This window comes from Methylobacterium sp. NMS14P (assembly GCF_028583545.1).
Classification (GTDB): Bacteria; Pseudomonadota; Alphaproteobacteria; order Rhizobiales; family Beijerinckiaceae; genus Methylobacterium.
Map to the genome: position 1 here is coordinate 5,316,555 of NZ_CP087106.1, position 22,395 is coordinate 5,338,949.

17 protein-coding genes are annotated in these 22,395 nt (G+C 71.0%); 10 read left to right on the forward strand and 7 right to left on the reverse strand.

Annotation, left to right across the window (positions count from 1 at the left end; all coding sequences use genetic code 11):
* The first annotated feature begins 362 nt into the window (after positions 1-362).
* Complete coding sequence (locus LOK46_RS25280) at positions 363-1,730, forward strand: UDP-glucose dehydrogenase family protein (protein WP_273561103.1); 1,368 nt, start codon at positions 363-365, stop codon at positions 1,728-1,730.
* Positions 1,731-2,105: 375 nt separating this feature from the next.
* Here the strand turns inward: LOK46_RS25280 and LOK46_RS25285 are convergent, their stop codons facing one another.
* The 4 genes from LOK46_RS25285 to LOK46_RS25300 form a co-directional block, all read right to left on the reverse strand.
* On the reverse strand, positions 2,106-2,933 hold the full coding sequence (locus tag LOK46_RS25285; RefSeq protein WP_273561104.1) for a response regulator transcription factor: 828 nt from the start codon (positions 2,931-2,933) through the stop codon (positions 2,106-2,108).
* Positions 2,934-3,621: 688 nt separating this feature from the next.
* Entirely contained in the window at positions 3,622-4,872 is a 1,251-nt protein-coding gene (locus LOK46_RS25290; RefSeq protein WP_273561105.1) for a glycosyltransferase, read from the reverse strand.
* Positions 4,869-7,226, reverse strand: coding sequence for a GumC family protein (locus tag LOK46_RS25295; RefSeq protein ID WP_273561106.1), 2,358 nt, complete (start codon positions 7,224-7,226; stop codon positions 4,869-4,871). The genes LOK46_RS25290 and LOK46_RS25295 overlap by 4 nt, the downstream gene beginning before the upstream one ends.
* A 98-nt stretch (positions 7,227-7,324) precedes the next feature.
* Positions 7,325-8,614 carry a polysaccharide biosynthesis/export family protein gene (locus LOK46_RS25300; RefSeq protein ID WP_273561107.1) on the reverse strand — a complete coding sequence of 430 codons (1,290 nt, stop codon included), beginning with the start codon at positions 8,612-8,614 and terminating at the stop codon, positions 7,325-7,327.
* A gap of 347 nt (positions 8,615-8,961) precedes the next feature.
* On the opposite strand from LOK46_RS25300, the gene LOK46_RS25305 reads away from it, so the two are divergent.
* The 7 genes from LOK46_RS25305 to LOK46_RS25335 are packed head-to-tail and all read left to right on the forward strand — an operon-like array spanning position 8,962 to position 15,669.
* Positions 8,962-9,510 (forward strand): acyltransferase, encoded by a 549-nt coding sequence (locus tag LOK46_RS25305; RefSeq protein ID WP_273561108.1) that lies wholly within the window; start codon positions 8,962-8,964, stop codon positions 9,508-9,510.
* A 13-nt stretch (positions 9,511-9,523) separates the two neighbouring features.
* On the forward strand, positions 9,524-10,552 hold the full coding sequence (locus LOK46_RS25310) for a Gfo/Idh/MocA family protein (RefSeq protein ID WP_273561109.1): 1,029 nt from the start codon (positions 9,524-9,526) through the stop codon (positions 10,550-10,552).
* Positions 10,549-11,664, forward strand: coding sequence for a DegT/DnrJ/EryC1/StrS family aminotransferase (locus LOK46_RS25315; RefSeq protein ID WP_273561110.1), 1,116 nt, complete (start codon positions 10,549-10,551; stop codon positions 11,662-11,664). Before LOK46_RS25310 ends, LOK46_RS25315 begins: the two co-directional genes overlap by 4 nt.
* A complete protein-coding gene (locus LOK46_RS25320; RefSeq protein WP_056524962.1) occupies positions 11,648-12,679 on the forward strand; it encodes an NAD-dependent epimerase/dehydratase family protein in 1,032 nt (343 codons plus the stop codon). The genes LOK46_RS25315 and LOK46_RS25320 overlap by 17 nt, the downstream gene beginning before the upstream one ends.
* Positions 12,676-13,824, forward strand: coding sequence for a DegT/DnrJ/EryC1/StrS family aminotransferase (locus tag LOK46_RS25325; protein WP_273561111.1), 1,149 nt, complete (start codon positions 12,676-12,678; stop codon positions 13,822-13,824). Before LOK46_RS25320 ends, LOK46_RS25325 begins: the two co-directional genes overlap by 4 nt.
* On the forward strand, positions 13,821-14,663 hold the full coding sequence (locus LOK46_RS25330) for a polysaccharide deacetylase family protein (RefSeq protein ID WP_273561112.1): 843 nt from the start codon (positions 13,821-13,823) through the stop codon (positions 14,661-14,663). Before LOK46_RS25325 ends, LOK46_RS25330 begins: the two co-directional genes overlap by 4 nt.
* Before the next feature lie 52 nt (positions 14,664-14,715).
* Positions 14,716-15,669: a glycosyltransferase family 2 protein gene (locus LOK46_RS25335; RefSeq protein ID WP_273561113.1), complete on the forward strand. Its 954-nt coding sequence runs from the start codon at positions 14,716-14,718 to the stop codon at positions 15,667-15,669.
* Positions 15,670-15,843: 174 nt separating this feature from the next.
* Here the strand turns inward: LOK46_RS25335 and LOK46_RS25340 are convergent, their stop codons facing one another.
* Genes LOK46_RS25340 through LOK46_RS25350 form a run of 3 tightly spaced genes read right to left on the reverse strand, consistent with a single transcriptional unit; the run spans position 15,844 to position 19,138 of the window.
* The gene (locus tag LOK46_RS25340; RefSeq protein ID WP_273561114.1) at positions 15,844-16,932 is read right to left on the reverse strand and encodes a glycosyltransferase family 2 protein; all 1,089 of its coding nucleotides are present in this window, start codon (positions 16,930-16,932) and stop codon (positions 15,844-15,846) included.
* A gap of 53 nt (positions 16,933-16,985) precedes the next feature.
* Positions 16,986-18,245: an ABC transporter ATP-binding protein gene (locus LOK46_RS25345; protein ID WP_273561115.1), complete on the reverse strand. Its 1,260-nt coding sequence runs from the start codon at positions 18,243-18,245 to the stop codon at positions 16,986-16,988.
* Positions 18,245-19,138: an ABC transporter permease gene (locus LOK46_RS25350; protein ID WP_273564688.1), complete on the reverse strand. Its 894-nt coding sequence runs from the start codon at positions 19,136-19,138 to the stop codon at positions 18,245-18,247. Before LOK46_RS25350 ends, LOK46_RS25345 begins: the two co-directional genes overlap by 1 nt.
* A 306-nt stretch (positions 19,139-19,444) precedes the next feature.
* Between LOK46_RS25350 and LOK46_RS25355 the strand changes: the two genes are divergently transcribed.
* Together LOK46_RS25355 and gpmI are read left to right on the forward strand one after the other, a co-directional pair.
* Entirely contained in the window at positions 19,445-20,512 is a 1,068-nt protein-coding gene (locus LOK46_RS25355; protein ID WP_273561116.1) for a glycosyltransferase family 2 protein, read from the forward strand.
* Positions 20,513-20,754: 242 nt separating this feature from the next.
* A complete protein-coding gene (gene gpmI / locus LOK46_RS25360) occupies positions 20,755-22,266 on the forward strand; it encodes a 2,3-bisphosphoglycerate-independent phosphoglycerate mutase (protein ID WP_273564689.1) in 1,512 nt (503 codons plus the stop codon).
* Positions 22,267-22,395: the final 129 nt, after the last annotated feature.

The following is a 22,395-nucleotide window of genomic DNA, read 5'->3' on the forward strand; positions in this document are numbered from 1 at the left end:
TCAGTTCTATAGATCGGTGTTAGCATCTTAGCCGTTCGCGCTCCCCGACAAAGCGGTCGGGAAAAAGCAGCCTGTCTTTGACAATTCGGGTGATGCGCCGAGGAAATGTTCGCGCGATCGTCGACCGGCGGCGCCGGGTAAGCCGAATGGCGTAGACGCCCGGGGGCCGCCATGGCCGGATGGCGATGTCCGCCGCGGTCCGGTCGCACGTGCGGGCCGGGCCGCGGCGGGTTCGGGCCGGTCCGGCCGAATCGCCGCCGCTACGCCGGATCGGCAGAGGCGCGTACGCCTAAGATATGATGTTGGTCGCCCTGCCGGGCCGCCGTAGACCCGAGCGTCGGTGCGCTCGCGGCGAGGATTCCATGAACATCACGATGGTCGGGTCGGGCTACGTCGGTCTGGTCTCCGGCGCGTGCTTTGCGGATTTCGGCCACACGGTCGTGTGCGTCGACAGCAATCGCGGCCGGATCGACGCGCTGAATGCCGGTCGGATGCCGATCTACGAGCCGGGCCTCGAGGCCCTCGTCGCCGAGAACGTCCGTCAGGATCGCTTGTCGTTCATCACCGACCTTGAGGCGGCCGTCGGGCAGGCGGACGCGGTGTTCATCGCGGTGGGCACGCCCTCCCGCCGCGGCGACGGCTTCGCCGACCTGAGCTACGTCTACGCGGCCGCCCGGAGCATCGCGCGCGCGCTGCGCGGCTTCACGGTGGTGGTGACCAAGTCGACCGTGCCGGTGGGCACCGGCGACGAGGTCGAGCGCATCATCCGCGAGACCAATCCCGAGGCGCAGTTCGCGGTCGTGTCGAACCCCGAGTTCCTGCGCGAGGGCGCCGCTATCGCCGACTTCAAGCGCCCCGACCGCATCGTCGTCGGCACCGATGAGCCGCGGGCCGTGGCGGTCATGGAGCAGATCTACCGCCCGCTCTACCTCAACGCCGCCCCGATCGTGGCGATGAGCCGCCGGACCGCCGAGCTGACCAAGTACGCGGCGAACGCGTTCCTGGCGGCGAAGATCACGTTCATCAACGAGGTCGCGGACCTGTGCGAGGCGGTGGGCGCGGACGTGCAGGCGGTGGCGCGCGGTATCGGCCTGGACAACCGGATCGGGTCGAAGTTCCTGCATGCCGGCCCGGGCTACGGCGGCTCGTGCTTCCCCAAGGACACGCTGGCGCTAGTCAAGACGGCGCAGGATGCCGGCACGCCGCTGCGGCTGGTCGAGACGGTGGTGGCGGTCAACGACCAGCGCAAGCGCGCGATGGCGCGCAAAGTGATCAAGGCCTGCGGCGGGTCGGTGCGGGGCAGGACGGTGGCGCTGCTCGGCCTGACCTTCAAGCCGAACACCGACGACATGCGCGACGCGCCCTCGCTGGCGATCGTGGCGGGCCTGCAGGACGCCGGCGCCGTGGTCCGCGCCTACGACCCCGAGGGCATGGAGCAGGCGCGGCCGCTCCTGCCCGGCGTCGCCTTCGCGGAGGATGCCTACCACTGCGCCGAGGGCGCGGACGTGCTGGTCCTCGTCACCGAATGGGACGCGTTCCGGGCCCTCGACCTCGACCGGCTGCGGGGGGTCATGCAGCGACCGGTCCTCGTGGATCTCCGCAACGTCTACCGGGCCGACGATGTCCGGGCTCGCGGCTTCACCTACAGCAGCGTCGGCCGCCCCGCCGAGCCCGGGGACGAGGTCGAGATCCCGCCGGCTCACCATCCCGCGGACGCCGCGACGGCGTGAGGCGGAGCCGGTCGCGCAGACGCGCGGCCGTCGCCGCCCGGCGGTGCCGACATCGACGGATGGTAGAAGCCTCGACGATCCGCCGGATCGCCGACCCTGCGCGGCCTCTCCGGCGGCGGAGTGCGCACCGGCGCGCGGGACGGCCGTCCGGCCGGTGCGCGGGGCGACAGGGCGGCGACGCCGATCCGCGGCGTCGCGGCCGCGCCGATCGCGCCAGGCGGATGGTCCGCCCGCTTCACTGGCAGGTCCGATAAAGAAGGGGCCCCCTCGCGGGCCGCCCGAACAGGCGACCCGCGGGGAGGCCCCGAAGCTCCGTCCGGCCGGGCCGGACCGAAATTCTGCCCGGCCGGCCCCGCCGCGGCGGGGCCGGAGCGATCAGGCCGCCGGCGCCTTCACGCTCGCCAGGCTGGAATCTTCCCGGAGGAAGTACTTGTTGGTCAGGTAGGCGACCTCGGTCCGGTTCTTGGCCTTGAGCTTCTTCATGATGTTGCGGACATGAACCTTCACGGTGCTCTCGCACATGTTGAGTTCGTACGCGATGATCTTGTTCGGCGTCCCCTTCCGGAGCGCCCGCGCCACGCAGAGCTGGCGAGGCGAGAAGATGTCGTCGTCCCCGGCCTCGACCGGCTCGTCCACCTTGATGTTGGCCAGCAGGGGGAGGAGGCACTCGGCCGGGATGTAGACGCCGCCGGCCTGCACGAGCTGGAGGGCCTGCAGGGCGATGTCCACGGAAGTCGTCGTCGGGATGTATCCTTTGACGCCGAGCTTGATGATCCGCACGATCTGGTCGAGGTTCTCGCCGTCCGAGATGACGGCCACCGGCGGAGCGCCGGCCTCGCCCTGCAGGAACGCCAGTTCCCGCGTGATCTCGGCCCACTCGGTCTCGGTCAGGTTGCCGTCGGGCCGGCAGAGCACGACCACGCTCGCGGGGACGAACGGCTTCTGCCGCTTCCACGATTCGATGTCCGCGAAGACTTCGAACGAAGTCTGCCGGTCGGCCTCACTGAGAGAGGCGGCGAGGCATCGGCCGACGAGCTGCCGTCGATCGATGATGACGATGCGGCTGGAGCGGCCCCGGGACTGGTCCCGTTGCTCGACGACGACCGGGTTGTCACCGGCATGTGCACCCGAAAAGCCGCCGCGGCTTTCGGCCGTGTCCCGCTCAACGAGGGTGAGCGCGTCTCGAGTACCAAGACTGGCCATAGAAAATTACCTCCTTTCGAAGGAAGCCGAATGTCAGCGATGACGGGATACCCAATGCGCTCGCCGACGGCGTGACACTGAGATACGCGGTGGCGCCGGTCGCCTTGAGGCGATTGCCGATGACCACGGATACAATGCTAGCTTTCGTAAAATCGTCTGTAAATACCCTATCTGAACCTAAACGCTTAAATTGCAGGTTTAAATACAATCATCGCACACTACGTACGTACCCAATGATTTATTTCGTTGCGAGGGGCGGTGCTGATCGAGAAATGCATTCGCAAGGTCATTCGCCGCGGGTCGGTGGTCGGACTCAAGATCTTTCTGAATGTAGTCGCTCAAAGACCGGATTTAGAAATACGGAAACTTTGTCTTCTTTACCGCTACTTATTGCCGGGATGTCTCGTTAAGGCTTCGCAGGCAATTCAGTGATCTGGATGCGATGTCCGTATTCGGGGCGGGAGTATTCGAGCGGTGTAGGCTCGCTGTACCTGACTGAGGCTAAAAGGCAACATGCGTACACGGTTGTTTACCCTGTTCGGGGTCCGAGTACTGATTTCGTTGGTGCGGCGCTGTACCAAACGGCACGCGCCTTCGGTGGAGGGGCCGCCCCGTGCGGGGTTCGGCGCGACGGGCGAATCACCGGCGGGTCCGTGCCCGGCTCCGGGACCGCCGCGGCGGCGGCGACCTAGTCCAGTCGGACCAGGAGCTCGCGCATGCCGCCGACATCGACGAAGGTGGCGAGGTCGCGGGCGAGCAGGCCGGCATGCTGCTCCGCGTAGGCCGCCGGCGTCAGCGTCCGCAGGAACGCCGTCACCGATTCCGCGAGCGGCTCGGGAAACGCCCAGCCCAGGCGCTCCGCCACCGCGTAGCGGCCGGTGGCCGTCGCGGCGCGCGCCAGCGTCAGGGCGCCGCACAGGCCGCCCTCGTAGAGCCGGTTCGGCAGAAGCCAGTCCGAATTCAGTCCGTCATCGAGGTAATCGACGGCCCAACTGAAGTGGATCCCGCTGTAGATCTCCGGAAGATCGCGGGGATTGGCGTAGGCGCCGCGGAACGACATGTTCGGCCGGCCGTCCAGCGTGTCCGCCAGCGTGCGCGGCGAGATGTCCTCCTCGGAGAGGCGCCCAGCCAGGACGATCCGCACCGAGTCGCCGAGGGCGTCCGCGATGGCGGCGAGGATCGTCAGGCTCCGGCGGCAGCGCAGCGTCCCGAACCAGCCGATCACCCAGGGCGGCTCCGCCGTCCGGGTGCGGTCGAGCCGGGTCGCCACCTCGCCGAGGCGGTGGCCCATGACCTTGTTCTCGAGGAGGTGCCACGCGCCGGCGAAGCCCTGGACGGGGCGGAAATACCGGTCGATGAAGTCCGGGGCGCTGACGACGAGGAGATCGCTGCGGTCGAGGAGCCAGCGCTCGACCGCGCGGGCGATCCGCCCCGGGGCGTCCGGCCGGACCATCAGCCGCTGGATGTCGAGCACCTCGTAGACGAGGCGCGCGCGGCTCCCGGCGAGGCGCGCCGCGGTCCAGGCCACGAGGGCCATGTCGAGGTTGCGCACGTAGATCACGTCCGCGGCGCGCAGGTCGCGCCGTCGGCGCAGCGCCCGGACGATGCCGACGGCGAGGCGCGGCAGGCGGCGGGCGTAGTTCCGGTCGACGGTCAGGCCGAGGGGGACGATGTCGTCCGCCGCCGGCGCCTCGGCCGCCACCCCGCCGGGGCGGTCCCGCTCGAAGGCGTACACGACCACCGACCACCCGGCGTCCCGGATAGCGTCGACCCGCTTCCGGACCGTGGGCTCGGCCCTGTCGTGTCCGAAGAAGGCGACGCGGCCGCGGCGGGCGGCTCGGGAGGCGCTGGCGGAAACCGGGAGGGCCGGGGTCGGTGCGGCCGCGGTCGGCGCGAAGGCCGCCACGCCGTCGAGGCCCTCGGCGCGCGGGCCGGTCACGAGGCCGCCTGGGTCGTGTCGCGGCCCTTGCGTCGGGCCGTGGTCCAGCGGGTCAGCGCGCTGCGCAGTCCGCCACGCCGGGCCGTCGGGCCGTCGTTGGTCTTGTTGAGCACGACGCCCAGGACGGTGCTGCCGCTCGACTCGAGGTCGTGCACGGCGGCGGCGACGTCGTCGATGCTGGTCCGGCCCGCCTCCACCACGATGATCAGGCCGTCGAGCCCGTCGAGGAGCGGCCGGAGGGTGGGGAGCTCGTCCACCGGCGGCAGGTCGACGACGACTCGGTCGAGGGCGGGGCGCCCGTCCCCGACCACCGCGGCGACGCCCTCCGGCGTCATCAGGTCGCTGAAATGGGGATCGTTCGGGTGGCGGTTGCCGCAGGCGAGCAGGCGGACCTCGCCGGGCTGGGGACGCACCGCCTCGGTGGCGCCGCAGCGGCCGGCGAGCACGTCGAGGAGGCCGCGCTGCTCGGTGGCCTGGCTGAGCCGCGAGAGCGTCCCCTGCCGGACGTCGGCGTCGATCATCAGCACGCGCCCGGAACTTGACCGCACGCGGGCGAGGAGCTGGCCGAGATTGCTCGCGAACAGGGTCTTGCCCGCGCCGGCCTCCACCGAGGTGACGCCGATCGCGAAGACCGGGCCGCGGCGGTCGCTGCCCAGGACGTGGGCCTTCAGGCTGTGCAGGCGCTCGACGAACACCGATTGCGGCATGAACCGCACCGCGCTCGCCCGGAACGCCTCGACGCTGGCCGGGCGCTGCGCCTCGTTGGCGTGGGCCTGCGCCAGCGCCAGCGCCGCCCGGAAGCCGGGCTCGCGCCGCAGCTCGGGGAGGGCGGCGAGGCAGGTCAGGCCGTGGCCGGTCAGCTGCCGGGGCGTGCGGATCGTGCGGTCGAACCAGTGCCGCGCGAAGGCGCCGCTCACGCCGAACCCGGTGCCGACCAGGAGACCGAGCAGCATGATCAGGCTGCCGCGCGGCGCGCTCGGGGCTTCCGGCACGGTGGCGGGCGTGATCACGTGGGCGGAGGGCTGCGGATAGGATTGCTGGTTGACGGCGTCGATGTAGCGCTGGAGCAGGTTCGTGTAGATCTGGTCGTAGGTCTCGGCGGTGCGGTCGAGCTCCTTCGCCTTGACCCGGGCGTTGCTCATGATCAGCGTCTTCGAGATCAGGGCGTCGAAGGCCGCCGTCATGCTGTCCTCGCGGGCCTTGGCGACCTCGTAATCGTGGTCGAGCGACACGGCGAGGCGCTCGAGCTCGGTGCGCAGCGACTGCCTGGCCGCCAGGATGTCCCGCTGGATCGCCTGGACCGCCTCGTGGTCGGGGCCGAGGCGGCGCTTCAGGTCGTCGGCGCGCTGCACCAAGTCGACGTACTGCCGGCGCAGCTGGATGATCACGCTGTCCTTGAAGGCCTCGGTGATCCCCGGATCGGCGATGTCGGAATCGAGGAGCCCGCGGATCTGGTCGCGCACCGCGCGGGCGTCGACGGTCTTGGACCGGGCGGCGGCCACGGCGGTGTTGAGCTCCTCGACCTGCTGCTCGCCCACGAGGCCGCGCTTGCCGAGGTCGATGATGGTGTGCTCGGCCTTGTAGGTCTGGGCCTCGCGCGAGGCCTGGCTGGCGCGCTGCTGGAGTTCCTTCAGGCGCGGCAGCATCCACTCGCCGGCGACCTTCCAGACCTGGGCCCGGTTCTCCAGCTCGGTGCTGACATAGGCCTCGGCCACCGCGTTCGCGACGGCGGCCGCCGTGGCGGGATGGTCGGCGCTGTAGCCGACCTCGATCACGTAGGCGGCGCCGATGCGGCTGGCCTCCACGTTCTCGCGCAGCGTCCGCGCCTGGCGCAGCTCCGGGCTGACGGGGGCGGGTTCCTGGACCGGCCGCTCGGCGCCGACCAGGCGGAGGGGCAGCGCCTTGGCGGCCTTCAGGAACTCCCGGACCTTCGCGACGAGCGGGTGCGTCGGCGCCGCCAGATCCTGCAGGGCCGACGCGTCGAGCCTGTGCACGGCGGCCAGGGCGATCTTCTCCGAGCGGATGTACTCGACCTGGCTCTCGACCTCGGCGATCTCGAGCGGGGTCCCGGCATTCGGCGTGTCGCGGGCCGTCACCGGGCTGGAGCGGCTCTCGATGTAGACGCGGGCCCGGGCGGTGAAGATGGCCGGCGCGGTCGCGACGTAGATCCCGGCGCAGACCAGCCCGACGGCCGCGAAGGCCAGGATCGACCGCCAGTTCTGCCGCGCGATGGTCAGGATCGAGACCTGGGACTCCGTCTCGGGCGAGAAGGGCTGGCCGCGCCAGGCTCCGGTCCCACCGGGGCGGGTCGCGCCGATCGGCAGGAAGGACGCGCTGGTCGAGTGTCGGTTCATGGATCTCTCCTCACCGCGGCGGTCACCGCCTCGGGGCGCTATCCGTCAAAGGGGACGCCGGCTCGGCCCGATGGGCGCGGCGAGCCGGGGTCGGTGGGTCAGTTCTGGCCGGCCCCGTCGCCGACGCCCCGCATGGCGGGATCCGGCTTGAGCGCGATCTCCACGACGTCGCCCGGCAGGAGCTCCGTGTCCTCGGCGGCGTCGATCTGCGTCTTGGCCGGACCGCTCTGCCGGAAGACCGCGATCGCTGCCTGCGCGCGGCTCCCGGACAGGAGCTGGGCCCGGAGGGCGCCGGTGTAGACCAGCTTGTCGTTGATGCTGTTCAGGCGCGACCGGAACGTCGCCAGGTTGTTCTCCGCGACCTGGAGCTTCTCCAGGGCGTCCATGGCCTGCACGTCGTCGACCCGCTCGAGCTTGCGGCCGACCTCGCTCTTGTCGCGCTCGAGCTGGGTGAGCTGGACCGTGGTCTGCAGGGCGCGGGTCGAGGAGAGCAGGACGGCGCGCCGCGCGTCGGTCAGCCGGGTCGTGACCACGGCGCCGCGCTGGAACAGCGCGCGCACCGTGTCGTAATCCTCGGCGTCGGCGGTGACGCCCTCCTTCTCCTTGACCTGCTGCTCGCTGAGGCTGGCGAACTGCGTCTGCGCCCGGTTGAGGGAGCGCTGCAGGTGGTCCTTCTCCTTGGCGATGTCGGTCATCTGCACCCGGAGCTGCTGCTCGGCGAGCTTCTGCGCCGCCGTCGCGCGGCTGCCCGGGGCGACGTCCGCCGGCGGCGCGGCCTTGTCGCCCCGCGACGCGGCGACGATCGTCTTCAGGCGCCAGATCGTGGCGGATTCCCGCTGGATGCTCGCCCAGGTGCTGTCGTACTCGGCCCGCAGGTTCGCCGTCTCGACGACGGGGTTCTCCATCCTGAACCGCAGGAGGTTGTAGCCGCCCGCCAGGGCGATGGCCTGCCGCACGGTCATGCCCGGGTGGAACGGGTGCTCGCCCTGCTTGGTCACGTCGCCGCTCAGGTAGACCGGCTGGTACTTCGAGATCCGCACCCCGATCTCGTCCGGCTCGAGCACGGCGATCGATTCCTTGCCCTCGGAGTTGCGCTGCCGCACCGCCTTGGCGGGCAGCGACTTCTGCAGGCTCTGGCGCAGCTCCGCGACGGTGAGCCCGGCGGCCGGCACGTCCCCGAGCAGCGGGACCATGACGGTGCCGTCGGTGGAGACCGTCGCCTCCTGCTTGAAGGTCGGGATGCTGAGGGCCGTGACCTCGATCGTGTCGCCGGGCCCGATGCGGTACTCCGCGGTCGCCGGCAGCGCCGACAGGGCGAGCAGGCACGCCGCGAGACCGGCGCGGGCGGTGGCGCGGGTTGCCGCGGTCTTCGTCGAAATCTTCGACACGCATCGTCCCCTTAAGGCTCGCCCTCGGAACCCGGGCGCGGCGATCGAGCGGCAGGACCGCGCGCCGGCCTCACGGGCTCATGAGGGCTGAGACGGCATGATGCGTAACGGCCGAGCCAGCCGGGACTCCTCCAAATGGCGGGCGCGCGCATCCATGCCGGGGCGGGGGCTTCGCCTTTCGACGTAGGCCCCCTGGCCCGAACGGCGCGCCGGCGCCGGGAGGGGCCACACCGGACGGGCGCCGTTCGCCTTTCGACGGACGAACCGCATCGAAAGCCTGGGTTCCCGGCCGTCCTCAGCTCTGTGCAGTTTTGACGCACAGAAGTTCGGCGGAAGGAGCGGCGGGTATGCCGATTACCGATGCGGATATTGGGCCTGATGTGGGCATCTTCTACCCGGATCTAGTCAATATTTATGGATGCCGAATCGAAAGCGGTTCGCGCATCGGCCCCTTCGTCGAGATCCAGCGCGGCAGCCAGATCGGCCCGCGCTGCAAGATCTCCTCGCACAGCTTCATCTGCGCGGGCGTCTCGATCGGGGCCGAGGTGTTCGTCGGCCACGGCGTGGTCTTCACCAACGAGCTCTATCCGGAAGCCACCAACGCGGACGGCAGCCTGAAGCGGGACGGCGAGTGGGAGCTCGTCGAGACCGTGGTCGAGGCCCGCGCCTCCATCGGCTCCAACGCCACCATCGTGGCGGGGATCACGATCGGCGAGGGCGCCCTGGTGGGCGCCGGGGCCGTCGTCACCCGGGACGTCCCGGCCTTCGCCATCGTCGCCGGATGCCCCGCACGGGTCGTCGGCGACACGCGCACCAAGCGCGCCGAGAGCGCCGCGCGCGCCCGTTCCGTCCAGTCGCCGCGGCCCGAGCCGGCCGAGCCTCTGCAGGTTGCTTGAGGGAAATGCAGTCATGATCTCGATCGGTATCGTCGGATACGGCTACTGGGGGCCGAACCTCGCCCGGTGCACCTCGGAGAGCGAGCGCTGCCAGCTGGTGGCCATCGCCGACCAGTCGCCCGCCGCGCTCGCCCGGGCCGGCAAGCGCTACCCCGCCGTCCAGCTCCATCAGGACTGGCGCGACCTCGTGGCCGATCCCGCCATCGACGCCGTCATGGTGGCGACGCCGGTGAGCTCGCACTTCGAGATCGCCATCAACGCGCTGCGGGCCGGCAAGCACGTCTTCATCGAGAAGCCGATCACGCCCTCGGCCTTCGAGGCCCGGCTGCTGATCGAGGAGGCGGCCAAGCGCAACCTGCGGCTGATGGTCGATCACACCTTCGTCTACACGGGCGCGGTCGAGAAGATCCACGAACTCATCACGACCGACGCCATCGGCGACGTGTTCTACTACGACTCGACCCGGGTGAACCTCGGCCTGTTCCAGCGCGACGTGAACGTGATCTGGGACCTAGCGGTCCACGACCTCGCCATCCTCGACCACATCCTGGACCTCGCCCCGGTGGCGATCTCGGCGAGCGGCACCGGCCATTTCAGCGGCCGCCCCGAGAACATGGCCCACCTGACCGTCTTCTACCCGCGCGGCGTCGTCGCGCAGATCAACGTCAACTGGCTCGCGCCCGTGAAGGTGCGGCAGACGCTGATCGGCGGCAGCAAGAAGATGATCGTCTACAACGACCTCGACCCGATCGAGAAGGTCAAGGTCTACGACCGCGGCGTCACCGTCGGCGGCGGCTCGGACGACATCACCGAGCTGATGGTCTCCTACCGGACCGGCGACATGTGGTCGCCGCACCTGTCCTTCCGCGAGGCGCTGATCGTCGAGATCGAGCACTTCGCCGACTCCATCGAGAACGGCACCGCGCCCATGACCGACGGCCACAGCGGCCTGCGCGTCGTCGAGATGCTCGAAGCCGCCATGCGCTCCCTGCGCCAGAACGGCACCCCCATCGACCTCATGCCACTTGCGAGGGCCTCGTGATCCCCTTCCTCGACCTCAAGGCGCAGTACGCGGCGATCGGCGGCGACGTCGAGACCGCGGTCCTCAACGTCCTGCGCAGCGGCGACTTCGTCCTCGGCCCGGCGGTCAGCGCCTTCGAGGCGGCCTTCGCCGAAGCCTGCGGCGCCCGCCACGCGGTCGCCGTGAGCAGCGGCACCGCGGCCCTGCACCTCGCCCTGCTCGCCCTCGACATCGGTCCGGGCGACGAGGTGATCACGGTCTCGTCGACCTTCGTGGCGACGGTGGCGGCGGTGCTGTACGCCGGCGCAACCCCGGTCCTCGTCGACATCGACCCGGTCGACTGGACCATGGACCCGGCCCTGGTCGAGGCGGCGATCACGCCCCGCACCAAGGCGATCCTGCCGGTGCACCTGCACGGCCGGATGGCCGATCTCGACGCGCTGGGCGCCATCGCCCAGCGCCACGGGATCGCCCTCGTCGAGGACGCCGCCCAGGCGCACCTCGCCGAGCGCGGCGGCCGCAAGGCCGGCACGATCGGGGATCTCGGCTGCTTCAGCTTCTACCCCGGCAAGAATCTCGGGGCCTACGGCGAGGGCGGCGCCATCGTCACGGACCGGGACGACCTCGCCGAGGCGGCCCGCTGCCTGCGCGACTGGGGCCAGCAGGGCAAGTACAACCACGTCCGCCACGGCTTCAACCTGCGCATGGACGGCGTCCAGGGCGCGGTGCTGGGGGTCAAGCTCCCGCACCTGGAGGGCTGGACCCGCGCCCGCCAGGCGGTGGCGGCGGAGTACGGGGCGCGGCTCGCGGGCCTCGGCCTGGAGCTCCCGGCCCCCGCCGGCCTCGACCACGTGTTCCACGTCTACGCCGTGTCGACGGCGGACCGCGAGGGGCTGCGCCAGTACCTCAACGCGGCCGGCATCGCCACCGGCATCCACTACCCCGTCCCGGTCCACCGGCAGCCCGCCTACAGCCACCTCGACGACGGTGCCGGCCGCCTGCCGGTCACCGAGCGGCTGGCCGCCCGGACCCTGTCCCTCCCGATGTTCCCCGAGATGACGTCCGCGCAGATCGACACTGTCTGCCGGGCCGTCACCAGCTACTGCGAGGTCGCCGATGCCCAAGCTGCGTGAGGTCACCAAGGGAAGCCGGTTCAGCGGCGACCTGCGCGGGACCCGGATCCTGGTCACCGGCGGATCGGGCTTCATCGGCTCCCACATCATCGACCTGCTGGTCGAGGCCGGCTGCGACGAGATCGTGGCCATCGACAACATGATCCGCGGCCGCCCCGAGAATCTCGGGGACGCCCTCGGCTCCGGCCGCGTCCGCCTCGTCCAGGGCGACATCCGCGACCGCGCCCTGATGGACACGCTGGTCAAGGGCACCGACGTGGTGTTCCACCAGGCGGCCCTCCGGATCACGCAGTGCGCCGCGGAGCCGCGCCACGCCTTCGAGGTGATGGCCGCCGCGACCTTCAACCTGCTGGAGAGCTGCGTCGAGGCCGGCGTCGCCAAGGTGGTGATGGCTTCCTCGGCCTCCGTGTACGGGATGGCGGAAGTCTTCCCGACGACCGAGAAGCACCATCCCTACGACAACCGGACCCTGTACGGCGCCGCCAAGTCCTTCGGCGAGGGTCTGCTGCGCTCGTTCAACGACATGCACGGGCTCGACTACGTCGCGCTCCGGTACTTCAACGCCTACGGCCCGCGGATGGACCTGACCGGCCGCTACACCGAGGTCATGGTCCGCTGGATGCAGCGCCTGGCCGAGGGCCAGTCGCCGATCGTGTTCGGCGACGGCCTGCAGACCATGGACCTCGTCCATGTCCGCGACATCGCCCGGGCCAATATCCTGTCGGCGATCTCGCCGGCCACCGACGTGGTGCTCAACGTCGGCACCGGCGTCGAGACCTCGCTGGTCGACCTCGCCGGCCACCTCACCCGGATCATGGGCCGGGACGGCACGCCGCTGGTCCACGAGGCCGAGCGGGCCGTCAACCCGGTGCCCCGGCGCCTCTGCGATACGAGCCTCGCCAAGGAGCTGATCGGCTTCGAGGCGAAGATCGGGGCCGCCGAGGGCCTCGCCGACCTCGTCGCCTGGTGGCAGGACGAGTCCCGCTCGGATCACCTGCGGCGGGCGCTCGCATGATCCCGATCGCCAAGCCCGAAGTCGGCGACCCCGAGGCCGAGGCCGCCGCCGCCGTCGTCCGCTCCGGATGGCTGACCCAGGGGCCGCAGGTCGCGGCCTTCGAGACGGAGTTCGCCGCGATCGTCGGCGCGCCCCACGCCTGCGCGGTCTCGAACTGCACGACCGCGCTGCATCTCGCGCTCCTCGCCGTCGGGGTCGGCCCCGGCGACGAGGTGGTGACGGTGAGCCACAGCTTCATCGCCACCGCCAACGCCATCGCCCAGTGCGGGGCCACGCCCGTCTTCGTCGACATCGACCCGGCGACCTACAACATGGCCCCGGACGCGGCCGCGGCGGCGATCACCGAGAAGACGAAGGCGATCGTCTGCGTCCACCAGATGGGCATGCCCTGCGACCTGGAGGCGATCGCGGCGATCGGGCGCCGGTCCGGCATCCCGGTGATCGAGGACGCGGCCTGCGCTATCGGCTCCGAGCGGCTCCAGGGCGACGTCTGGCGGCCGATCGGCAGCCCGGCGGGCGACATCGCCTGTTTCTCGTTCCACCCGCGCAAGGTGCTGACCACCGGCGACGGCGGCATGATCACCACCGCCAACGCCGCCTGGGACCGGACCTTCCGGCTGCTGCGCCAGCACGGGATGAGCGTCTCCGACATCGCCCGCCACGGCAGCGCCAAGGTGGTGGTCGAGGAGTACTCCGTCGCGGGCTTCAACTACCGGATGACGGACGTGCAGGCGGCCATCGGCCGGCAGCAGCTGAAGCGGCTGCCCGACCTGATCGCCCGGCGCCGCGCCCTCGCCGACGGCTACCGCGCGCGGCTGGCCGACCTCCCCGGGGTGACGCCGCCGCCCGAGCCGATGGGGCTGCGCAGCAACTGGCAGAGCTACTGCGTCCGCCTCCCCGACGACGCGGACCAGCAGGCGGTCATGCAGGCCATGCTCGACCGCGGCATCGCCACCCGCCGGGGCATCATGTGCGCGCATCTGGAGCCGCCCTACGCGGAGGCGCCGCGGCGGTTCGCGCTGCCCGAATCCGAGCGGGCGCGCGACCACGCGATCCTGCTGCCGCTCTACGCGGCGATGACGGAGGCGGAGCAGGACCAGGTCGTCGACGGCCTGCGCGCCGCCCTGCGCGCCGCCGCGCGATGAGCCCGGCCGGTCCCCGCGTCGCCGAGGCCGGACGCGGCACGCTGCGCGCGCTGAAGCGCACGGCCCGCGCGGTCGGGATCACCCGCGGCCGCGCGGCCGCGGCCCGCATGGTCACCGAGCGCTACGCCCTCGCGGTCAGCGGACGGACACGGGTGCGCCCCGGGGGACGGATCCTCTGCTACCATTCCCTCGGCGAGCCGAGCTACGGCGTCAACGACGTCAGCCCGGCCCGTTTCCGGAGGCAGATCGATGCCGCGCTCTGGGCTGGCTACCGGTTCGTGCCGGCCGATGTCATCGCCGAGACCGGCGGGACGCCGCACGACCTGGCGATCACCTTCGACGACGCCTGCAAGTCGGTCCTGACCGTCGGTGCCCCGATCCTGAGCGCCCTCGGCCTGCCCTGGTCCCTGTTCGTCGTGTCCGGCTGGTGCGAGGCGATCGGGACCGGCCGCTCCGACGCCTACCTGTCGTGGCGGGAGGTGGAGGCCTTGGCAACCGCGGGGGCGCAGATCGGGAGCCATTCCGTCACGCATCCCAACTTCGGCACGCTCGCGCCGGACCAGGCGGCCGACGAGCTGGCGCGGTCCCGCGAGACGATCGGTCGCCGCCTCGGGATCGAGCCCACGAGCTTCGCCATCCCGCTGGGGCAGTCGATGAACTGGAGCCCAGCGGCGCACCGACTCGCCGGCGAGGCCGGCTACCGGACGATCTACGCCCAGGCCGAGGAGACACGCCCGGCCGGAACGGTCGCCCGCTCGTTCGTGACCCGCTTCGACGACGCGATCGTCTTCCGCGGCCTGCTCCGCGGCCGCTTCGACGCCTGGGAGGAATGGGTTTGAGGCGCCTGCGCGCCCGACCCGCGATGGACACGCATGGGGGCTGAGGAGACCGATGGACAGGACTGGTCAGACACGCGTCTCGGTGATCGTACCGACCTACAACAGACCCCAGCTGCTCCGCGTCGCGCTGGCGAGCATCCGCCACCTCGAGGCGCCCGACCTGACCTTCGAGATCCTGGTCGGCGACAACGGGTCGGCGCCGGAGACGCCCGGCATCGCGGCCGAGTTCGGCGCGGTCTACATGAAAGTGACGAAGCGCGGGGCGAGCGCGGCGCGCAATGCCGGCCTCCAGGCGGCGACCGGCGATTACATCGCGTTTCTCGACGACGACGACGCGTGGATGCCCTCGAACATCCGGCCCCAGCTCGCCCTGCTGGACGCCGACCCGAGCCTGGACGGTGCCCTGGGTCAGGCCTGCACCACCGATGCCAGTCTCGAGCAGCCCGGCGCGCCCTGGCCGGTGGAAGATCCCGGCCGCGGTGACGGCCTGCTCCGCGCCATGCTCAGCGGCTACTTCCCGCAACTGGGCACGCTCGTGGTGCGCCGGCGCGTGCGCGAACTGATCGGCCTGTTCGACGAGGCCCTAATCGGCGGTCAGGATCTCGACTGGCAGTTGCGGATCGCACGTCGGCGCACGCTCGCCTGCACGCTGGTGCCGGTCCTCCTGTTCCGCGGCCGGGTGCACGGCTCCTACGACCAGCTTCAGTACAAGCGCCTGTGGTATGACCGCTTCATCTTCCTGCGCCACAGCATTCCGGAATGGCGGATCTGGAACTCGCCGCTCCACTTCCTGCGGGCCTACAAGGGCACGCTCCAGCACCCCTACTGGTACTTCGTCACCGTCACGATCGCGGCCGCGGCGGCGGGGCAGCGGAAGCAGGCTCTGCGGGCCGTGCGGGGCGCCTTCTCGGTCTTCCCGCTCCTGACCGCCGTGCACGTGGTCACCCGGCGCGACTTCCGGCGCGCCATCCTTGCCTCGGCCCTGAGGCTGCACAAGACGGCGTGACGGCCCTGCCGGCACGCGTCCGGCACGCGTCCGGCCGCGGGCGGCACCCCGAACGGCAAACCGATCGCACACGAAGCGGGCGCGGCTGGAATGGCCGCGCCCGCTTCGTGTGCGATCGTGCGTGAATGACGCCGAGGGCCGCTCCCGGCTTCCCGGGACCGGCCGTCCCAGGCTTCAGGCCGTCATCGTCCGGGAAAACTTGTCCTCCGGCCACCAGCCGAACAGCTCTCCGACCTTGAACGGATCGAAATCGCCGGTGCTCGCCTGCTGCGCCCCGGTATGCGCGGTCTGCGCGGTCCGCATCCGGCGCACGGCCTGGGCGAAGCCCCGCCCGAGCAGCCGCTTCACGTGGAACTTGATCCACGGCATCGACCGCCAGGCCGAGGCGTTGATCTCGGAGGCGAAGGCGATGCAATCCTTCATCCCGGCGATGTCGCCGCGCTCGAAGGCGAGCCCGGCCATCCAGCCCGTCTGCACGATCAGGCGGCCCTGCATGGCGCCGATCAGCTTCGCGGCCTCCTCCGGGGCGACGCGCCGCTCTGTCAGGACCGTCCGGGCGGTGGCGAGCTGCTCCCGAAGGTCGCTGAGGGGACGGCTCATGTAGGCGGTGGACATGTTGGTGTCGTGACGGCGGTAATAAGCCTGCACAGTGTTGAGCGCCGCCACGGAGGATTGCGTGGCGATCCGCATCCAGATCTCCATGTCGCAGGTGCTGGGAAACCGCGGATCGAGGCCGCCGACCTGGTGCTGCACGGACGTGCGGATCAGGGCGGTCGGGGACGCGACGCCGCACCAGTGCAGGCAGGACCGCTCCAGGAACTCCGACCCGGACAGCACGACGTAGTCGAACGAGGGTCCGAAGCGCTCGCGCCCGGTGGTGAAATCGCCCGACACGACCCGGGCCAGCCCGTAGGCCATCGCGACCTCCGGGTGCCGGTCCATCACGCCGGCCGCGCGGGCCAGGGCGCCCTCGGTGAGCGCGTCGTCGGCCGACAGGAGCAGCGTGTACTTGGACTCGGCCCAGTCCATGACGCCGACATTGGCGGTGCCGACTAGGCCCTTGTTCTGCGCGTTCCGGTGGTAGGTGATCCGGCCGTCCCGGGCGGCCAGGGCCTGGCCTACGGCCGGCGTGTCGTCCTGCGACGCATCGTCGACGATCAGGATCCGGACGTCGACGCCCCCCTGCGCGAGCACGGTCGCGACGCACGACTCCAAGTAATGGGCATAGTTGTAGCACGGGATGACGACGTCGACACTCGACATGGGCGGCTCCGCGGCTTGCCTTGAGGGGATGATCGGCCTTCGCGCCTGGGCGCTCAGCCTGTGAGGATGTCCGTCGGCGCGCGGGCCCCGTCACGATGTCTCAGGCTCCAGGTCCCCGCCTCGTGGAACACGCCGAAGACGTCGGGCGCGAAGACGGGGTGCTCGATGTGGAAGCGGCCGCCGATCTTGGCCGCGAGGAGCCGCTCGAAGCCGCGCTGCCGGACCACCATCGAGACCGTGTAGGTGTCGGCGGTCAGGGTCAGCGGCGGCGTCAGCAGCTCCACCTCGCCCTCGCCCGAGAGGGCGGTAGGGCCAGCGCCGTCCGCCTGCGTGCTGAAATTGCAGCAGAGCAGCTCGTCGGACCGGGTGATCGAGAACAGGACGTGCGGGTCGGCGACCGGCTCGGCGGCGCTGTAGCGGGCCCGGATCCGCATCCGCTCGCCGTGGCGGAACAGCGTCCGCGGCGCGCCAGATTCGTCGGTGATCGTCACGTCGCTGATCTGGACCGGCTGATCGCCGCTCTCCGAGCGGAACCAGGAGGCGTCGGCGAGATAGCTGTCCCGCTCGTAGTAGCCCAGGCCCTCGTCGGTGGGGCCGTCGTAGGCGACGCGGCCGCCCTTGATGTAGATCACCCGCTCGCACATGGTCTTGATGCTGAACATGTTGTGCGAGACCAGCAGGATCGTCGAACCCTTGCCCTGGAGGCGCCGGGCGAAGTCCATGCACTTGCGCTGGAAGGTGTAGTCGCCCACCGCCAGCACCTCGTCGAGGAGCAGGATATCGGGCTCGAGGTGCGCGGCGACCGAGAAGGCCAGCCGGACATACATGCCGCTGGAGTAGCGCTTCACCGGCATGTCGATGAAGTCGCCGATCTCCGAGAACGCGACGATCGCGTCGAACTTCGCGGCGATCTCCCGACGGTCCATCCCGAGGATCGAGCCGTAGAGGAAGATGTTCTCGCGGCCGGTCAGCTCCCGGTGGAAGCCGGTGCCGACCTCGAGCAGGGCCCCGACCCGGCCCTCGAGGCGGATCCGGCCGGTGGTCGGCGCGGCGATCCGCGACAGGAGCTTGAGAAGCGTGCTCTTGCCGGCCCCGTTGAGGCCGATGATGCCGACATTCTCGCCGTGCCGGATGCCGAAGCTCACCTCCTTCAGCGCCCAGAAGCTCTCCTGCGACGGGCGCGCCTCGGAGCGGCGGGTCATCAGGCCGCGGACGCCCTCGGTGAGCGCGTCGCGCAGCGAGTTCTGGTGCGCGGCGCGCGGGGCGCGCCAGTACTGCTTGCCGATATCCTGAACGCTGATTGCCATCGACATCAGATTACATCCGCGAAGGAGCGCTCCATGCGCTGGAAGAAGATCAGCCCGCTGACGAGCAGGGCGAGCGCGGCCGTGACCGACACCGCGACCGCGAAGGCGTCGGGCGGCGTCCCGCCCAGGATGGCGAACCGGAACGCCTCGATCAGGCCGACCATCGGGTTGAGCGCGTAGACCCAGCGCACCGAGGCGGGCACGATGCTCGACGCGTAGACGATCGGCGAGGCGTACATCCAGATCTGGATCAGGAACGGCAGCGTGTGCTTGATGTCCCGGAAGCGGACGTTGACCGGCCCGAGCCAGAGGCTCACCCCGAGGGCGAGCATCGCCGTGACGACCAGGGTCGGGACCGCCAGCACGAGGTGCCAGTCCGGCACCGCCCCGTAACAGAGCATCAGGACCAGCAGCACGCCGAGGGCGATGGCGAAGTCGACCATCGGCGACACCACCGTCGCGAGCGGGATGACCAGCCGCGGGAAGTAGATCTTCCGGATGAGCTCGGCCTCGGCCACGAGGCCGTTGGCGCTGCGCCGCACCGCCTCGGAGAAATACGTCCACAGGACGACCGCGCTGCCGGCGAAGAGTGCGTAGGGAGCGCCGTCGGTGGGGATCTTGGCGAAGTGGCCGAAGATCACCGTGAAGATCAGCACGGTGAAGAGCGGCTGCGCGATCGCCCAGCAAGCGCCGAGGGCGGTCTGCCGGTAGAGCACCTTCAGGTCCCGCACGATGAGGACCCGCAGCAGGTCGCGATACTGCCAGAGGCCGGCGGCGTCGAAGGTGACGATCCTGTCGTCGGGCGCGATCTCGGTCACCCGCAGCGCCGACGGGTCGGTCCGCTGTTCGGCCGGCCCGCATTCCGACGGGCCGAGGGCAAGCGCATCCAAAGATTTCATCATTCGAGGCGGTCCCGCATGACGCTCCGAGCCCGTGGTCGAGCTCGCGGGATCCGGTGCGAATCGGAGGTTGAGCCGGCCGGTCATCCCGCCGGAACGGGCTAACATCGCGGTGCGGCGGTCAGAATTACACCTTTCGTCGTATCGGTCCGGCCGACTGAAGTGGTGGTTGTGATCAACGACCGTAATCGTAGCCAATCACGACAAATGAGATCTCGGGGGCGCGCCGCGTGCGGCGTCGGTCCCCGTCCGGGACGCCCGGCTCTGATCGGCCGGCGACCGGGTCCAGGTTTCGGGAGAACCGCCATGCAGGACCCCGTGAGCGCCGCCGGCGCTCCGCTCGTGACGATCGCCATGCCGGCCTTGAACGAGGCCGCGCACATCGCCGACGCCATCGCGTCGGTGCTGCCCGACCGGGACGCGATCGCCTGCGAGCTGCTGGTGCTGGACGGTGGCAGTCGCGACGACACCTGCGCGATCGTCGCGGCCCTGAGCGCCCGGGACCCGCGCATCCGGCTCGTCCACAACGAGCGCCGCATCCAGGCGGCGGCGATCAACCTCGCCGCGCGGCTGGCACATCCCGCCTCCGCCTACCTCGTCCGCGCCGATTGCCACGCCGTCTATCCGGAGGGGTTCGTGCAGAATCTCGTCCGCACGATGCGCCTGCGCGAGGCCGTCTCGGTGGTCGTGCCGCTCCGGACCGTCGGGGTCACGCCGCTGCAGCGGGCGATCGCGGCCGCGCAGAACAGCCGCCTCGGCAACGGCGGCTCGGCCCACCGGCAGGGCGGCATCTCGGGCTACGTCGCCCACGGCCACCACGCGGCCTTCGACCGGCGCGAGTTCCTGCGGGTGGGCGGCTACGACGAGAGCTTCACCCACAACGAGGATGCCGAGCTCGACCGGCGGCTCTGCGCCGCGGGCGGGCGGATCTACCTCGCCGCCGAGCTCGCCATCACGTACTTCCCGCGCGCCTGCCTCGGCAGTCTTGCCCGGCAGTACCTCCAGTACGGGCGCGGCTGCGCGCGGACCCTCGAGAAGCACGCCAGCCTGCCGCGCCCGCGCCAGATCCTGCCGGCCCTGGTCCTGCTCTACGCCGTCGCAGCCCTGCCGCTGGCGGTCCTGATGCCCGCCCTGCTGGTTCCCCTGCTGCTCTATGCCGGGGTCTGCGCCCTGAGCGGCCTCGCCCTGGCGCTCAAGGCGCGGGAGCCCGTCCTGGTCATGAGCGGCCCCGCGGCCGTGACCATGCACCTGTCCTGGGCGGCGGGGTTCCTGTCCTATCCGGGCTACCGGCGGACGCTGCTCCGGGCCGCCCTGCGCCGGAAGCGCCGCCTGCTCGGCCTCCCGCCGGGATCCGACGCGGCGCGCGTCAACTGACCGGCCGAGGCCCCATCGTCCGCGCCCCGGCCTGTTCGGGGCGCGGACGAGGCATGTCATAAGCCCGACGCTCTCACGCATCCGTCGCCCGTTGACCCTTCGGGGCGGTGGTCTCGCGCGGCCAAGGCGATTATCGACACGCGCAACGATCCGGCCGCGTCAGGGCCCGGAGACCGGCCGCGCGCCGCGCGCGGCAGCCTAGGAGAGTTGTGACCGTGCCCGACAGTACCCCGCGTCCCGTGATGCTCGCGATCCTCGACGGCTGGGGTCTGCGGGACGCGGTGGCCGACAACGCCGTCCACCAGGCCCGGACGCCGGTCTTCGACGCGCTGATGCGGGAGCGTCCCCGGGCGCGGCTGAAGACCTTCGGCGCCGATGTCGGCCTGCCAGAGGGGCAGATGGGCAATTCCGAGGTCGGCCACCTCAACATCGGGGCGGGCCGGGTGGTCCTGCAGGACCTCCCGCGGATCGACGCGGCGGTCGCCGACGGCTCCCTCGCCCGGAACCCGGCCCTGATCCGGTTCATCGAGGCGCTGCGCGCGTCGGGGGGAGCCTGCCACCTCGTCGGCCTGCTGTCGCCCGGCGGCGTCCACGCGCACCAGGACCACGCCGTGGCGCTGGCGCGCGCGCTGACGACGGCCGGCATCCCGGTCCGGCTCCACGGCTTCACCGACGGGCGCGACATGCCGCCCCGCTCCGCCGCCACCTGCGTCGCCGACGTCGAGGCCACCCTCCCGAAGGGCGCCCGCATCGCCACCCTGTGCGGCCGCTATTTCGGGATGGACCGCGACCGGCGCTGGGAGCGGGTCCAGAGGGCCTACGACGCCCTCACGGAGGCGCGCGGGACCCGGTTCGAGCGGGCCGGGCAGGCGGTCGCCGCGTCCTACGCGCAGGACGTGTCCGACGAGTTCATGCGGCCCGCGATCATCGGCGACTATGCCGGCATGCGGGACGGCGACGGCATCCTGAGCTTCAACTTCCGCGCCGACCGGACCCGGCAGATCCTGGAGGCGCTCCTCGACCCGGCCTTCGCGGGTTTCGACCGCGCGCGCACGGTCCGGTTCGCCGCCGCCCTGGGGATCGTCCAGTACAGCGTCGAGATCGACGCCTTCGCCGAGACCCTGTTCGGGGCCCTCGACCTGCCGAACGGCCTCGGCGAGACCGTGGCCCGGGCCGGGCGCGCGCAGCTGCGCATGGCCGAGACGGAGAAGTACCCGCACGTCACCTACTTCATGAACGGCGGCCGCGAGGAGCCCTTCGCGGGGCAGGACGCGATCCTCGTGCCCTCGCCGAAGGTCGCGACCTACGACCTGCAGCCGGAGATGTCGGCGCCGGAACTCACCGACCGCGCCGTGGAGGCGATCGGCTCCGGGCGCTACGACCTGATCATCCTGAACTTCGCCAACCCCGACATGGTCGGCCACACCGGCAGCCTCGCGGCCGCCGTGACGGCGGTGGAGACCGTCGACACCTGCCTCGGCCGCGTCGTCGAGGCGGTGACGGCCCAGGGCGGGGCGCTGCTGGTGACCGCCGACCACGGCAACTGCGAGATGATGCGCGATCCCGAGACCGGCGAGCCCCACACCGCCCACACCCTCAACCCGGTGCCCGCCGTGCTGGTCGGCGTCGACGGCGTGACCCTGGCCGACGGCCGCCTGGCGGACGTGGCGCCGACGCTCCTCGACCTGATGGGACTGGACCAGCCGGCCGAGATGACCGGCACGTCGCTGATCCGCCCGCGGGGCCAGGGCTGAGGCCCGGGGCCGGCGGCACGCCGCCTGCAACGCCCGGGCTGTCATGCGCGCCGTCCCTGCGTTACCTCCCGCCACGGGGCCGGTCCGTCCCAGCGTGGTGCGAGGTCGTGGTGCGTCTGACCGGTTCTA

Excerpts from the sequence above, each read along its gene's own strand:
- LOK46_RS25305 (WP_273561108.1), top strand. The coding sequence starts at position 8,962 with ATGCCGATTACCGATGCGGATATTGGGCCTGATGTGGGCATCTTCTAC.
- LOK46_RS25280 (WP_273561103.1), top strand. The coding sequence starts at position 363 with ATGAACATCACGATGGTCGGGTCGGGCTACGTCGGTCTGGTCTCCGGC.
- LOK46_RS25285 (WP_273561104.1), bottom strand. The coding sequence starts at position 2,933 with ATGGCCAGTCTTGGTACTCGAGACGCGCTCACCCTCGTTGAGCGGGAC.
- LOK46_RS25325 (WP_273561111.1), top strand. The coding sequence starts at position 12,676 with ATGATCCCGATCGCCAAGCCCGAAGTCGGCGACCCCGAGGCCGAGGCC.
- LOK46_RS25320 (WP_056524962.1), top strand. The coding sequence starts at position 11,648 with ATGCCCAAGCTGCGTGAGGTCACCAAGGGAAGCCGGTTCAGCGGCGAC.
- gpmI (WP_273564689.1), top strand. The coding sequence starts at position 20,755 with ATGCTCGCGATCCTCGACGGCTGGGGTCTGCGGGACGCGGTGGCCGAC.
- LOK46_RS25340 (WP_273561114.1), bottom strand. The coding sequence starts at position 16,932 with ATGTCGAGTGTCGACGTCGTCATCCCGTGCTACAACTATGCCCATTAC.
- LOK46_RS25335 (WP_273561113.1), top strand. The coding sequence starts at position 14,716 with ATGGACAGGACTGGTCAGACACGCGTCTCGGTGATCGTACCGACCTAC.
- LOK46_RS25350 (WP_273564688.1), bottom strand. The coding sequence starts at position 19,138 with ATGAAATCTTTGGATGCGCTTGCCCTCGGCCCGTCGGAATGCGGGCCG.
- LOK46_RS25355 (WP_273561116.1), top strand. The coding sequence starts at position 19,445 with ATGCAGGACCCCGTGAGCGCCGCCGGCGCTCCGCTCGTGACGATCGCC.
- LOK46_RS25330 (WP_273561112.1), top strand. The coding sequence starts at position 13,821 with ATGAGCCCGGCCGGTCCCCGCGTCGCCGAGGCCGGACGCGGCACGCTG.
- LOK46_RS25295 (WP_273561106.1), bottom strand. The coding sequence starts at position 7,226 with ATGAACCGACACTCGACCAGCGCGTCCTTCCTGCCGATCGGCGCGACC.
- LOK46_RS25310 (WP_273561109.1), top strand. The coding sequence starts at position 9,524 with ATGATCTCGATCGGTATCGTCGGATACGGCTACTGGGGGCCGAACCTC.
- LOK46_RS25345 (WP_273561115.1), bottom strand. The coding sequence starts at position 18,245 with ATGTCGATGGCAATCAGCGTTCAGGATATCGGCAAGCAGTACTGGCGC.